The organism is Buchananella hordeovulneris, assembly GCF_001907235.1.
Lineage (GTDB): Bacteria > Actinomycetota > Actinomycetes > Actinomycetales > Actinomycetaceae > Buchananella > Buchananella hordeovulneris.
Genome location: NZ_MQVS01000001.1, coordinates 248,523 through 261,185, shown reverse-complemented (window position 1 = coordinate 261,185; position 12,663 = coordinate 248,523). Strand labels below are relative to the sequence as shown.

At 67.6% G+C, this 12,663-nt stretch carries 16 protein-coding genes; 3 read left to right on the top strand and 13 right to left on the bottom strand.

Annotation, left to right across the window (positions count from 1 at the left end; translation table 11 throughout):
* Window positions 1-2 precede the first annotated feature (2 nt).
* On the top strand, window positions 3-959 hold the full coding sequence (coaA, locus tag BSZ40_RS01245; RefSeq protein WP_073822736.1) for a type I pantothenate kinase: 957 nt from the start codon (window positions 3-5) through the stop codon (window positions 957-959).
* On the opposite strand, the gene BSZ40_RS01240 is transcribed toward coaA, so the two are convergent.
* From BSZ40_RS01240 to BSZ40_RS01215, 6 genes are all read right to left on the bottom strand, one after another.
* A complete protein-coding gene (locus BSZ40_RS01240; protein ID WP_073822492.1) occupies window positions 956-1,654 on the bottom strand; it encodes a DedA family protein in 699 nt (232 codons plus the stop codon). The two genes, coaA and BSZ40_RS01240, sit on opposite strands and share 4 nt — an antisense overlap.
* 134 nt (window positions 1,655-1,788) lie before the next feature.
* The gene (gene glmM, locus BSZ40_RS01235) at window positions 1,789-3,141 is read right to left on the bottom strand and encodes a phosphoglucosamine mutase (RefSeq protein ID WP_073822491.1); all 1,353 of its coding nucleotides are present in this window, start codon (window positions 3,139-3,141) and stop codon (window positions 1,789-1,791) included.
* Between the two features lie 346 nt (window positions 3,142-3,487).
* A complete protein-coding gene (rpsI, locus tag BSZ40_RS01230) occupies window positions 3,488-3,973 on the bottom strand; it encodes a 30S ribosomal protein S9 (protein WP_073822490.1) in 486 nt (161 codons plus the stop codon).
* Between the two features lie 29 nt (window positions 3,974-4,002).
* Window positions 4,003-4,446, bottom strand: coding sequence for a 50S ribosomal protein L13 (gene rplM / locus BSZ40_RS01225; RefSeq protein WP_073822489.1), 444 nt, complete (start codon window positions 4,444-4,446; stop codon window positions 4,003-4,005).
* A gap of 217 nt (window positions 4,447-4,663) precedes the next feature.
* A complete protein-coding gene (gene truA / locus BSZ40_RS01220) occupies window positions 4,664-5,548 on the bottom strand; it encodes a tRNA pseudouridine(38-40) synthase TruA (RefSeq protein ID WP_073822487.1) in 885 nt (294 codons plus the stop codon).
* A gap of 24 nt (window positions 5,549-5,572) precedes the next feature.
* Complete coding sequence (locus BSZ40_RS01215; RefSeq protein ID WP_073822486.1) at window positions 5,573-7,060, bottom strand: DUF1846 domain-containing protein; 1,488 nt, start codon at window positions 7,058-7,060, stop codon at window positions 5,573-5,575.
* 233 nt (window positions 7,061-7,293) lie between these two features.
* On the opposite strand from BSZ40_RS01215, the gene BSZ40_RS01210 reads away from it, so the two are divergent.
* Together BSZ40_RS01210 and BSZ40_RS01205 are read left to right on the top strand one after the other, a co-directional pair.
* On the top strand, window positions 7,294-7,800 hold the full coding sequence (locus tag BSZ40_RS01210; RefSeq protein WP_073822484.1) for a type III secretion system chaperone family protein: 507 nt from the start codon (window positions 7,294-7,296) through the stop codon (window positions 7,798-7,800).
* Window positions 7,801-7,811: 11 nt separating this feature from the next.
* Entirely contained in the window at window positions 7,812-8,303 is a 492-nt protein-coding gene (locus BSZ40_RS01205; RefSeq protein ID WP_073822483.1) for a type III secretion system chaperone family protein, read from the top strand.
* Window positions 8,304-8,456: 153 nt separating this feature from the next.
* On the opposite strand, the gene BSZ40_RS01200 is transcribed toward BSZ40_RS01205, so the two are convergent.
* From BSZ40_RS01200 to infA, 7 genes are all read right to left on the bottom strand, one after another.
* Entirely contained in the window at window positions 8,457-9,419 is a 963-nt protein-coding gene (locus BSZ40_RS01200; RefSeq protein WP_073822481.1) for a hypothetical protein, read from the bottom strand.
* 289 nt (window positions 9,420-9,708) lie between these two features.
* Window positions 9,709-10,197, bottom strand: coding sequence for a 50S ribosomal protein L17 (gene rplQ / locus BSZ40_RS01195; protein ID WP_073822479.1), 489 nt, complete (start codon window positions 10,195-10,197; stop codon window positions 9,709-9,711).
* A 30-nt stretch (window positions 10,198-10,227) separates the two neighbouring features.
* Complete coding sequence (locus tag BSZ40_RS01190) at window positions 10,228-11,232, bottom strand: DNA-directed RNA polymerase subunit alpha (protein WP_073822478.1); 1,005 nt, start codon at window positions 11,230-11,232, stop codon at window positions 10,228-10,230.
* A gap of 91 nt (window positions 11,233-11,323) precedes the next feature.
* Window positions 11,324-11,728, bottom strand: coding sequence for a 30S ribosomal protein S11 (rpsK, locus tag BSZ40_RS01185; RefSeq protein WP_073822476.1), 405 nt, complete (start codon window positions 11,726-11,728; stop codon window positions 11,324-11,326).
* Window positions 11,729-11,772: 44 nt separating this feature from the next.
* A complete protein-coding gene (rpsM, locus tag BSZ40_RS01180) occupies window positions 11,773-12,144 on the bottom strand; it encodes a 30S ribosomal protein S13 (RefSeq protein WP_073822475.1) in 372 nt (123 codons plus the stop codon).
* A gap of 141 nt (window positions 12,145-12,285) precedes the next feature.
* On the bottom strand, window positions 12,286-12,399 hold the full coding sequence (gene rpmJ, locus BSZ40_RS01175) for a 50S ribosomal protein L36 (protein WP_073822473.1): 114 nt from the start codon (window positions 12,397-12,399) through the stop codon (window positions 12,286-12,288).
* Between the two features lie 38 nt (window positions 12,400-12,437).
* Complete coding sequence (infA, locus tag BSZ40_RS01170; protein ID WP_073822472.1) at window positions 12,438-12,659, bottom strand: translation initiation factor IF-1; 222 nt, start codon at window positions 12,657-12,659, stop codon at window positions 12,438-12,440.
* Window positions 12,660-12,663 lie beyond the last annotated feature (4 nt).

The window sequence follows — 12,663 nt, the reverse complement described above, 5'->3', positions numbered from 1 at the left end:
CCGTGAGCGTTTCCGCCGAGTCCCGCAATTACACCCCGTTTACTGAGTTCACGCGCGAGCAGTGGAGCGCGTTGGCCGCCGCCACGCCGCTGCCGCTGACGCAGGCCGATGTGCAACGCTTGACGTCGCTCGGCGATCCGATCGGCTTGGCGGAGGTGGACGCCATCTATCGTCCCTTATCGGCGCTCCTGCAGCTGCATATCGCCGCCAATAAGGAGTTGACCACGCAGTCGCTGCGTTTCCTACGTGCCCACACCTCCCCCACGCCGTTCGTGATCGCGGTAGCCGGGTCGGTAGCCGTCGGCAAATCCACGGTCTCGCGCCTGCTGCGGGAGATGTTGCGCCGCTGGCCGCGCACCCCTCGCGTGGACCTGGTGACCACCGATGGCTTCCTGCTGCCCAATGCCGAGTTGGAACGGCGCGGCCTCATGGACCGCAAGGGTTTTCCCGAATCCTACGACCGGCGGGCCCTGCTCCGGTTCCTCACCGAGGTCAAGTCCGGGGTGGAGCAGCTGCAGGTGCCCGTCTACTCCCACGTCACCTACGACATCGTGCCCGCGCAGTATCAGACGGTCTGCGCCCCCGACGTTCTCATCGTGGAGGGCTTGAATGTGTTGCAGCCTGCCCGGGCCACCGCCCGCGGCACCTTCAACGTCGCTGTCTCGGACTTCTTCGACTTCTCCATCTACGTCGATGCTCGCCCCGGCGACATCGCCTCCTGGTATGTCGAGCGTTTCCTCAAGCTGCGGGACACCGCGTTCTCGCGGCCCGATTCGTACTTCCACACTTACGCCTCTTTGAGCGACACCGAGGCGGTGGCCCACGCCCGCCGCATCTGGCAGCAAATCAACCTGCCGAACCTGGTGCAAAACATTGCCCCGACCCGGGGACGGGCCGGGTTAATAATGCAAAAGGACGCCAGTCACCGCGTGCAGCGCCTCCTGCTGCGCAAGCGCTAGTCCCGGCCGCTCGGGCGCGCCGCGGAGGTCGACTTCCCGGAAGACACCTCCCCGCTGACCCCCTGGCCCCCCGGGCGCGCCGCGGAGGGCTGGCGACGGCTGAGAAGGCGGGCCAGGAGGGCCACCAGCTTGTCCACGGCCACCCCAACGACGACCCCCACGCACACGCCGACCGCTACCCCCACGAGCGGGTAGTCGTGGAGGAAGTGCCCGACGCCGGTGCCAATCGAGATCGATATCAGCCCCCAGGTCACGGCGGCCAGCAAGGCGGTAGCCACGAACCGGCGGCGCGGAAATCCGGTGGCCCCCGCCACCAGGTTGACGGCCACCCGACCAACCGGGATGAACCGGGCCGACAGGATCAGCAGGGTGCCGCGTCGCTGCAGGGCGGTGCGGGCCGCCCCGATAGCGCTCTGCGCCCGCTGTCCGCGCAGGAATCGCAGGCGCTCCAGCGGCACGCGCCGCCCCAGGTGGAAGGTGACGATATCGCCCACAAACGCCCCGCTGACGGCCACCGCCAATACCAGCCAGAGGTTCGGAGAGCCGGTGGTGGTGGCGAGCACCGCCAACGTGATGACGCTAGATTCCGAGGGCACGGCCGGGAAGACGGCATCGACTATGCAAAACGCCAACACCAGCACCAGCGCCCACGGGCTGCTACCGGCCGCGACCAGCAAATCCTGGAGCCAATCCACGCGGCCCTCCCTTCCTCGGGACAACCGTAGCTGGCCGTGGCCGCCAATCCCTACTCCCCCAGCACCATCTCCAACGCCGCAGATACCCGTGGGGGCCCTCCGCTAGCAGGAGAGCCCCCACGCGCCAGGAGGGTCTAGAGGGCGAGTTGTTCACGGACGACGCTGGCGAGGCGCTGGGCCACGGCGTCGGCTTCCTCCTGCGTGCGGGCCTCCACCATCACGCGCACCAGGGGCTCGGTGCCGGAGGGGCGCAGCAGTACCCGGCCGGAGTCGCCGAGGAAAGCCTCCGCTCGCTCGATGGCCTCGGCCAGCACCTCGTTGTCCCCCGCCCGCGCCTTGTCCACGTTCGGGACGTTGATGAGGGTCTGCGGCAGGCGCCGCACGATGCTGGCCAGGTCTTGCAGCGAGGAGCCGGTGTCCTGCACCCGGGCCGCGAGCAGCAGGGAGGTCAGCACCCCGTCGCCGGTGGTGGCGAATTGGGAGGCGATGATGTGCCCCGATTGTTCCCCGCCCAGGCTGTAGCCGCCCCGCAGCATCTCCTCCAGCACGTAGCGGTCCCCGACGGCGGTCTGCACGGTGGTTATTCCCGCCTCTCGCATGGCCAGCTGCAGCCCAAGATTCGACATGACGGTGGTGACCAGGGTGTCGTGCGCCAGGCGTCCTTCGTCTTTCAGGGCCAGGGCCAACAGCCCCATGATCTGGTCGCCGTCCACGAGCGTGCCCTGGGCGTCGACGGCCAGGCAGCGGTCAGCGTCGCCGTCGTAGGCCACCCCGAAGTCTGCCCCGGAGGCCACCGTGACGGCCTGCAGCTGCTCCGGGTGGGTCGAGCCGCAGGCCTTGTTGATGTTTTCCCCGTCCGGGGAGGCGTTCATGACCACAACATCGGCCCCGGCTTCGCGCAGCGCCATCGGGGCCACATTGGAGGCGGCACCGTTGGCGCAGTCCACCGCGATCCGCAGCCCCTTTAGGCGCTGCGGCCCCACGGCCCCCACCAGGTGGGAGACATAGTTGTGGTCGGCGCGCTCGGTGTCCCGGTGGATGTCCCCGACGCCCCCGCCGGTGGGACGCTGCCAACTTTGCGTCAGCAGGGCTTCGATCTGGTCCTCCACCGCGTCATCAAGCTTGTAGCCGCCGCGGGCGAAGAACTTGATGCCGTTGTCCTGCATCGGATTGTGGGAGGCCGAGATCATGACCCCAAGGTCAACATCGGAGGTGGCCGTGAAGTGCGCGACAGCGGGGGTGGGCACGATGCCCACCCGGGTGACGTCGACCCCGCCGGAGGCCAGCCCGGCCGCGATGGCGGCCGACAGGAACTCACCTGAAATGCGGGTGTCGCGCCCGATAACGGCCCGTGGCTTGCCGCCCCGGGCGGGAGGATTGTCGCCTAGCCAGCGGGCGGCCGCCAGCCCGAGCGAGAGCGCCAATTCTGGCGTGATCTCGGCGTTTGCCAGCCCGCGCACCCCGTCGGTGCCAAAGAGTCTTGCCATCGTGTTTCCCTTTCGTTGCCGCAGCCATGTTGGCACACCCAGGGCCCTACCTGCCGACCGGGCAACCAGCGAGTTTTCCCGGCTGCGCGCCAACGCGACAAACCCTCCCCCACCGCTCACTTCGGCGCAGCGAGGGCCGGGAAGCCGTCACGCACCGCCCTCGCTTACTCCGGCGCGGCTGCCAGCAACCGCCCTAGTTGACTCCCAGCGCGCCACAGGCGCCATATACACCGGATGACCGCCCCCGGTAGCCAATTAGGGCGGGCACCCGCCCGGCAGCACCCCCCAACACGCTGGTGCCCGCCGGAGGAAACCTCCGGCGGGCACCAGCAGCAGCGACCAGCGCTTAACGCTTGGAGTACTGGGGGGCCTTGCGGGCCTTCTTCAAACCAGCCTTCTTGCGCTCGATCGCCCGCGCGTCGCGGGTCAGGAAGCCAGCCTTCTTCAGCGCCGGGCGGTTAGCCTCCATGTCGATCTCGTTCAAGGCGCGGGCAATGCCCAGACGCAACGCGCCAGCCTGCCCGGAGATGCCGCCGCCGTGGATGCGGGCGATCACGTCAAACCGCCCCTCGATGTCCAGCAGGGCGAACGGCGAGCGCACCAACTGCTGGTGCAGCTTGTTCGGGAAGTAGTCCTCCAGGGTGCGGCCGTTGAGCTTCCATTCCCCGGTGCCGGGCACCAGGCGGACGCGGGCCACAGCCTCCTTGCGGCGGCCGAGGGCCGCGCCGGGGGCGGTGATGGACTGGCCGAGGCCCGCAGCGGGGGCTTCGGTTTCGGTGGTGTAGCTCGACGGCGCGTCGAACTCGTCGAATTCAGTGGTCTCTTCTGCCACGTTATTCCTCAAATCCTGGACGGAGCCGCTTACTGAGCGACCTGGTCGATGGTGAACACCTCGGGCTTCTGGGCGGCGTGCGGGTGCTCGCTGCCCGAGTAGACCTTGAGCTTCTTCAGCTGCTCACGGCCGAGGCGGTTGTGCGGGAGCATGCCGCGAATAGCCTTCTCCACGGCGCGCTCGGGGCGCGTGGCAAGCAGCTCGCGGTACGAAACGGCGGTCAGACCACCGGGGTAGTGGCTGTGGCGGTAAGCGAACTTCTTGTCCGCCTTGCCACGGGTGAGAACGACCTTGTCGGCGTTGATGATGATGACGAAGTCACCGGTGTCAACGTGCGGAGCAAAGATCGGCTTGTGCTTCCCACGGAGCAGGGTCGCGGCCTGGGCCGCCAGTCGGCCGAGGACAACATCGGTGGCGTCGATGACGTACCACTTCTTGTCGATGTCGCCGGGCTTCGGGGTAAAGGTGCGCACGGGCGTTGCCTTCGTTTCGTTCGGGCGGCGGCCAGCTCTACGCGTGCGTGCAGGGCGTGTCCGCCGTGGACATTGCATTGGGCCGCTCCGGGGGCTTCGGCGAGTGGGAGGCGCCGGTAAGGGAGCGGACAACAGGGGCAAGACTACCCAGGTGCAGGGCCGCCGGTCAAAGGACCGGCAAACGTCGGCACTGTCACGTTGCCCACATCAATGGCCACTACGGGCGTGTCGGCAGGCGGCGCACCACCTTGGCGCGCGCGGCCTGCGCCGCCAGGTGGGCGGTGGGCGGATAGTCGACCCGCTCCAGCACCAAGCCGTGGGGTGGAGCCACCGGCGCGGCCTGCGTGCGGCACGGGCGAGCCACGAGAGAGGCCAACCAGGCCGCGTCCCGGCTCGCCAAACCAACAGCCAAACTCGCCCCCACCAGGGAGCGCACCATGGAATGGCAGAAGGCATCGGCCCCGACCGTCAACACCACCAGCCCCGCATCGCTGCCCACGGTGCCGCGTTCCCACTGCAGATACTGCAGCGTGCGCACCGTACTCGCCCCCGGGCGAGGCTTGCAGAAGGACAGGAAGTCATGCTCGCCCACTAGCACGCCGACGGCCTGCTGCATGGCTGCCACATCCAACTCGCCGCGCTGCCACAGCACGTGGGTGCGGCGCAGCGGGTCGCGGGGGGCAAGACCGTCGGCCACCCGGTACCGGTAGTGGCGCGCCAGGGCCCCGAAGCGGGCATCGAAGTCCGCGCTCACCTCCTGCGCTCCCAGCACGACGACGTCGCTAGCGCCCCGCACCGGGCCCGCCTCCCGCCCCAGTACCCCCGTCAGGCGCTCCACCAGCGCCTGCCCGGAGGAACGGGGCGAGCGGCCCGGCAGGGCCTGCCACACCGCGCTCGGCAGATCAAAATGGGCCACCTGGTGGGCGGCATGCACCCCGGCGTCGGTGCGCCCCGCTACCGTCAGCCGCACCGGCAAACGCGTAATCGTGTGCAGGGCGGCGCTCAGCACCCCCTCGACAGTGCGCAAACCGGGCTGGGCCGCCCACCCGGCGAAATTGGTTCCGTCGTAGGCCAGATCCAGGCGCACCCGCACATCACTCATGGCGCCAGACTAACCGCCCCACCCCTAGTGCTTCTTGTAGAGCGACTTGGTCTGGTAGACGGGCTCGGAGGTCACCTGGATCGCCAGGCTGCGGAAGATGCCCTCGTCGACGGGACCGAGGATCACCGACGTGTGCACATCGCACCCCCGCAGCTTGCCCAGGCAGTCCAGCGCCTGGCGGGCGGCCGGGTCGTGGGTGGCCGAGACCGCCAAGGCGATCAGCACCTCGTCGGTGTGCAGGCGCGGGTTGCGGCTGCCCAGGTGCGTGGTCTTCAGGGTTTGGATCGGCTCGATCGACTCCGGGGCCAGGAGCCGCACCTCCGGATCCAAGCCCGCCACGACCTTCAACGCATTGAGCAGCATTGCCGAGCACGCCCCCAGCAGCGCCGAGGTCTTGCCCGTGACGATCTGCCCATCTGGCAGCTCCATCGCGGCGGTCGGGGCCTGCGTCTGCTCCGCCAATTGCAGGGCGGGGGCCACCACCGGCCGGTCCGCGGTGCTGATGCCCATCGACCCCATCAGCACGGCGATGCGCTCTGACTGGACCGGCTCGGCCTCGTCACGCCGTTCGCAGGCCAGCGCCTTGTAGTAGCGGCGGATCACTTCCTGCCGGGAGGCCGCCCGGCACACCGCATCGTCGCTGATGCAGTGCCCCGCCATGTTGACCCCCATGTCCGTGGGCGACTGGTAGGGGCTCGCGCCCAGGATCTGCTCAAACAGCCGGGTCAACACCGGGAAGATTTCCACATCCCGGTTGTAGTTGACCGTTTGCTCCCCGTAGGCCGCCAGGTGGAACGGGTCGATGACGTTGACGTCGTCTAGGTCCGCCGTGGCGGCCTCGTAGGCCTGATTGACCGGGTGATCCAGCGCCAGGTTCCAGATCGGGAACGTCTCGAACTTCGCGTAGCCCGAAGCGATCCCCCGCTGGTGGTCGTGGTAGAGCTGCGACAGGCAGGTAGCCATCTTGCCGGAGCCCGGCCCGGGCGCGGTGACAACCACCAGGTCGCGGCTAGTTTCGATGTATTCGTTGCGACCGTAGCCGGTCGGCGAGACGATGCGGGCTACGTCGTGCGGGTAGCCGACGATCGGATAGTGCTCGTAGACTCGCAGCCCCAGGCGCTCCAGCTTGCTCTTGAAGGCCGCGGCCTGGTGGTTGTCGGGCGTCATCTGGGTGATAACGACGCTGCCGACGTACAGGCCGTAGTCCCGGAAAGCGTCGACGTGCCGCAGGACGTCGTCCTCGTAGGGAATGCCCAAGTCAGCGCGCACCTTGTTGCGGGCGAAGTCCCGCGCGCTGACCGCCACCACGATCTCGACCTCCTCGCGCAGGGAGGCGAGCATGACGATCTTGTTATCAGGAGTAAAGCCCGGCAAAACCCGGGCTGCGTGCATGTCATCGACGAGTTTGCCGCCGAACTCGAGGTAAAGCTTGCCGCCGAACTGGGCGCGGCGCTCGGCAATGTGCCGGGACTGCATTTCGATGTACTTCGCGCTATCGAAGCCAACCTGCATCGTGCGTTCCTCCCTTAAAGGTCAACGCCTGGGCAGTCTACCAACGCCCCCGCGCGCCAAAGTGGGACCGGGGCGCGACCGGGCACCGTTTCCCCCGATTTTCTGCGGCCGCTAACCCGACGTGTCCATTAGCACACGCCAGTGGGGGCGCCCACTATTTTTTCCCTCAGCCAATCCGCCTCAAGTGCCCCTAGGGGCCGAGTAACCTCAGGTGATTGACAGAAAGGACCACCATGGGTTTTTGGAACCGCTCCGAGCCAACACCCCCGCCCGCTGAGCAGGGTGGGCAGGTGCCCACGCCCTATACGCGCGAACGCATGGCCCAGTACATGCAGCGCGAAGAGTACAGCTACGATCTGGACCCCGACGGCGACGTCATGACCGGCTTTAGGGGGCACGGCTTCTACCTGCTGGCCAACGGCGCCGAGGACGAGGTCCTGACGGTGCGCGGTCGCTGGTCCCGGTCCCTGCCCGCCGACCAGCGCTACGCCCTGCTGGACGCCATCAACGATTGGGCGGTGGAGCGCATCTGGCCCAAGGGCTACATTCGCCAGGACGACGACGGCACCCTGGCCGTCTTCGGCGAGTTCAGCGTGGATCTGGAGGACGGTGCCACCGACGAGCAGCTCGCGCAGTACCTCGACTGCGGCATCTCGACCTGCTTGGGCATGTTCGACGCGCTCGACGAGCGCTTCCCAGAAGACGGCAACTCGCTCGGCACCCCGAGCATCGACCTGTAAGGAGACCACCGATGGGATTCTGGGACAACAACGAGGCCGCCCCCAACGTTGACACCGTGCGCCCGTTCACCCGCGAGCGGATGGCGGACTGGATGCGGTCCAAGGACTACAACTTCAGCACCGACGACGACGGCGACGTCATCACCAGCTTCGGCAACCACCGGTTCCTGCTCATGGCCAACGGCGCCGACGCCGAGGTGCTGACGGTGCGCGGGCGCTGGGCGATCACGGCCCCGGCCTCGGCCCGCTACAAGATTCTGGAGGCCATCAACCAGTGGTCGATCGAGAAGATCTGGCCCAAGGCGTACGTGGTGGTTGACGACAACGGCACCCTGTTCGTCTCCACCGAGGTCAGCGTCGACCTGGAGAAGGGCGTGAGCGACAAGCAGCTCGGGCAGTACCTGTCCTGCGGGATCGGCACCGCCATCCAGCTGTTTGAGGAACTGGATCGGTTGTTCCCCGACACCCGGTTCGGCCCGGCCACCCCACCGCCGAACATGTAGGTGGCTGTGCCGCAGGGGGCTGGATACGTTGCGTATCCAGCCCCCTGCTGTTTGTGGGGTGGCCGCGCGGCCCGGCGCCGCGGGCCACCTGGATGCCCGCCGGCCGTGGCCTGCAACGCCCCGGCGGCCGCCCCTCGCCGGGGCGCGCCCGCGCTAACCGGCCAAGGCCACCGCCTGCGGCCACACCTTGCCGCCGCACGCCGCCGGCCCCAGCTCCAGCCACGGGCCGTGCCCAAACTCGACACCGGGCTCGGGCAACCCCTCGGCGATGGTCTTCTCCCCGAAGAACAGGAAGTCGGGGGCAAGGAAGATGAGTTGCTCCTGTCCCTCCTGCTGCCAGGTCAGACAGATGTTGCCGCCCATCTTCTGCACGGAATCCAGCTTCGACTGGTGCCCGATGGCGTTGACCGCCCCGTCCAGCCACACGTGGAACGGCACATAGTCGCCCTTGGCTTGGGCACCCACCGCGAAGTGCTTTTCGAAATCGCTGAGGGCAGCAAGGTTGACGAAGACCTCCGCGGCGGAGAACTTCTCGGATACCTGTTTGGCCACCGGGGTCGGCCCGAAGAACTCCAGGGCGTCGCGCTGGGGGGCGTAGCGGGTGTAGCCACTGCCGCCTGCCTGTGCCACGAACTCGGCGACTTCCTGCTGGCGCTTTTGCAGCTGATCAGCGGACATCCTGGTCAGCACCACCCGCTCGTTCCACTCGCCGCCCTCAGGGGAGTCGGCCGTTGGTCTCGGCCCCGCCGCCACTTCCTGGGCCTTGGCGGCGAGCGGGGAATCGGCGGCGATCACGCTGACGGAAATGCCAATGGCCTCATCGGCCACGTCGCACACGGTGTGCCGCACCTGTTCGGTTGGGAACTGCTGCATGAGCTCTTGCCACTGCGCGGCGGGCACGTCAACGAACTCGGAGCTCCATTTCCCGGCGCACTCGGCGTGGAACTTCCCCAGCGCCGCGCCACTGCCCTCGCTGCCGCCGTCGCCGTCTGGCTGCGCGGCGGCCGACGAGTCCGCCCCTGCGCCGGATTGCCCGTCGGCCTCGCTCTGCCCGCAGCCGGCCAGCACCAGCCCTATTCCCGTCACGACTGCCGCAATCGCTTTACTGCTGCGCACCAGTTGTGCCTCCTTTCTGAGTTAGCGTCGGCCCACACGCTCCGACGCGCCCAGCATCCCAGGCCGGGCTGGCTGGGCCAACCACCCGCGGGTGGATCGACTTTCCCACCGCAGGCGGAGAGCTCGCCCGGCCGTGTCCTCCCGGCCGACCGCGCTTGTGGGCCACGCAACCCCGCCCCTAGGCCCCAGGTCCCGCAACGACCTAGTTGGCGCAACCGCGCCCGGCCGTCCACGCCAGTGGGGGGCAGGCCCGTCACCGGGCCTGCCCCCCACCAAGCATGCGTCTGCCTTACTCGGCGGACTGCTCCTCTGCCTGTGCCGGCGCCTCCGCGGCGTCGGCCGCCTCAGCCTGCGCGGTCTTCTTCGCCGCGGCGGCCACGGTGGCCTCGGCCTCCCGCACGACCTCCCGCTTGGCAACCTTCTCGGTCACCAGCGAGATGACGGCCATCTGCGCGGAGTCGCCACGCCGCTGGTCGAGCTTGACCACCCGGGTGTAGCCACCCTTGCGGTTCGGGTCGATCGCCGGGGCGATCTCCTCGAACAGCTTGGCGACGATACCGCGGTCGGTGATGACCTTCAAGACGGTGCGGCGGGCGTGCAGGTCACCGCGCCGGGCCTTGGCGATCAGGCGCTCAGCGAACGGCTGGACGCGCTTGGCGCGCACCACCGTGGTCTTGATCTGGCCGTGCTCGAAGAGCGACTTGGCGAGGTTGGCGAGCATGTGACGCTCGTGCGCCGGGGAACCACCCAGGCGCGGACCCTTAGTGGGCTTGGGCATGATGTCTCCTAGTTTCCGGGTCTGCGCCGGTCAGTTGTTGTACTCGTCGGAGAACTGCAGGTTGCCCGCAAATGGGTCCTCGTTCACCGGCGTCTCCAGGTGGCTGTCCTTCAGGGCCAGGCCCAGGCCAGCCAAGGTCTTCTTGATCTCGTCGATCGACTTGGCACCGAAGTTGCGGATGTCCAGGAGGTCCGCCTCAGAGCGGGCCACCAGCTCACCCACCGTGTGGATGCCTTCGCGCTTCAAGCAGTTGTAGGAGCGGGCGATGAGGTTCAGGTCCTCAATCGGCAGCGCCAGGTCTGCGGCAAGCGCGGCGTCCGTCGGCGACGGGCCGATGTCGATCCCCTCGGCCTCCAGGTTCAGTTCCCGGGCCAGGCCGAAGAGCTCAACCAGGGTCTTGCCAGCCGACGCGATCGCGTCGCGCGGGGCAATGGAGTCCTTAGTCTCGAGGTCGATCACCAGCCGGTCAAAGTCCGTGCGCTGCTCCACACGGGTGGCCTCAACCTTGTAGGTGACCTTGAGGACGGGGCTGTAGATCGAGTCGATCGGGATGCGCTGCAGCTCGGTGTCGGCGCTCTTGTTCTGCGCCGCCGACACGTAGCCGCGGCCTCGCTCCACGGTCAGCTCGACTTCCAGCTTGCCCTTTTCGTTCAGGGTCGCGATGCGCAGGTCCGGGTTGTGCACCTCGACGCCCGCGGGCGGCGTGATGTCACCGGCGAGCACGACGCCCGGCCCGGCCTTGCGCAGGTACATCACCACGGGCTCATCGTGCTCCGAGGAGAGCACGATGTCCTTGATGTTCAGGATGATCTCGGTGACATCTTCCTTCACCCCGGCGATGGTGCGGAACTCGTGGGGCACGCCGTCGATCCGGATGGACGTGACGGCCGCGCCCGGGATGGAGCTCAACAGGGTGCGACGCAGCGAGTTGCCGAGGGTGTAGCCGAAGCCGGGCTCGAGCGGTTCGATGACGAACCGGGAGCGTCTTTCGGAGACAACCTCCTCGGTCAGGGTAGGACGCTGAGAGATAAGCACTTTGTTCCTTTCGAATCTTTCCGTCCGCTATATGACGTAGATTGCCCGCGCAGAAGCGCGGTAGGGGCGGGGCGAGACCCCGCCGGGCCCATCAAACGCGGCGACGCTTCGGGGGGCGGCAGCCGTTGTGCGCCTGCGGGGTGACGTCCTTGATGGACCCCACCTCCAGGCCGGTGGCCTGCAGCGACCGGATGGCGGTCTCGCGGCCCGAGCCGGGGCCCTTGACGAACACGTCGACCTTCTTCATCCCGTGCTCCTGCGCGCGGCGGGCCGCGGCCTCGGCAGCCAGCTGGGCAGCGAACGGGGTGGACTTACGCGAACCCTTGAAACCAACCTGGCCGGAAGAGGCCCAGGCGATCACGGCACCGGTCGGGTCGGTGATCGACACGATGGTGTTGTTGAAGGTGGACTTAATGTAGGCGTGACCGTGAGAAACGTTCTTCCGGTCTTTCCGGCGCGGCTTACGCGCCGCCGCAGTGCGGGACTTGGGGGGCATTAAAACTCCTGGTCTGAGATCATCGGAGCGAGCAAGCTCGCCTACTACTTCTTCTTCTTACCGGCCACCGTGCGCTTGGGGCCCTTGCGGGTGCGCGCGTTGGTCTTGGTGCGCTGACCGTGCACCGGCAGGCCGCGCCGGTGGCGCAGGCCCTGGTAGCAGCCGATCTCAACCTTGCGGCGGATGTCCGCGGCCACCTCGCGCCGCAGGTCACCTTCCACCTTGTAGTTCGCCTCGATGAAGTCACGCAGGGCGACCAGGTCTTCGTCGGTCATGTCCTTGACGCGCAGGTCCGGCGAGATGCCGGTGGCGGCCAAAGCTTCCTTGGCGTGGTGCCGACCAACGCCGTAGATGTAGGTGAGCGCAACCTCAAGCCGCTTATCGCGGGGGAGGTCGACGCCAACAAGACGTGCCACGTTTTCTCCTGTGGTACAACGGAGGCCGTCGCCCGCCCTCCGACCTATTTTCGCGGTCGGCCCCAGCCTCCGAAACTGGGGGTCCCATAGTGGGTTGGGGGACGCTGTTGCCACCGAGTGGTGGCGGGGGTTACTGGCGTCTTAGCCCTGGCGCTGCTTGTGACGTGCGTTATCGCAAATCACCATCACGCGCCCGTGGCGACGAATGACCTTGCACTTATCGCAGATCTTCTTGACGCTCGGCTTGACCTTCATGGTGTGTCCTCTCGCCGCCGCGACAGCGGCGCTAGTTGCTACTTGTAGCGGTAGACGATGCGTCCGCGCGACAAGTCGTACGGGCTCAGCTCTACCACCACCCGGTCCTCAGGCAGGATCCGGATGTAGTGCTGACGCATCTTGCCCGAGATGTGCGCTAGGACGACGTGTCCATTGCTCATTTCCACGCGAAACATCGCGTTGGGCAGGGCTTCCACGACGGTGCCCTCCACCTCGATAACGCCATCTTTCTTGGCCATGGAT

Bases quoted from the DNA above. Each gene is read 5' to 3' on its own strand.
- rplQ (WP_073822479.1), bottom strand. From the start codon at position 10,197: ATGCCCAAGCCCACTAAGGGTCCGCGCCTGGGTGGTTCCCCGGCGCAC.
- BSZ40_RS01215 (WP_073822486.1), bottom strand. From the start codon at position 7,060: ATGCAGGTTGGCTTCGATAGCGCGAAGTACATCGAAATGCAGTCCCGG.
- rpmJ (WP_073822473.1), bottom strand. From the start codon at position 12,399: ATGAAGGTCAAGCCGAGCGTCAAGAAGATCTGCGATAAGTGCAAGGTC.
- truA (WP_073822487.1), bottom strand. From the start codon at position 5,548: ATGAGTGATGTGCGGGTGCGCCTGGATCTGGCCTACGACGGAACCAAT.
- glmM (WP_073822491.1), bottom strand. From the start codon at position 3,141: ATGGCAAGACTCTTTGGCACCGACGGGGTGCGCGGGCTGGCAAACGCC.
- infA (WP_073822472.1), bottom strand. From the start codon at position 12,659: ATGGCCAAGAAAGATGGCGTTATCGAGGTGGAGGGCACCGTCGTGGAA.
- BSZ40_RS01205 (WP_073822483.1), top strand. From the start codon at position 7,812: ATGGGATTCTGGGACAACAACGAGGCCGCCCCCAACGTTGACACCGTG.
- BSZ40_RS01210 (WP_073822484.1), top strand. From the start codon at position 7,294: ATGGGTTTTTGGAACCGCTCCGAGCCAACACCCCCGCCCGCTGAGCAG.
- rpsK (WP_073822476.1), bottom strand. From the start codon at position 11,728: ATGCCCCCCAAGTCCCGCACTGCGGCGGCGCGTAAGCCGCGCCGGAAA.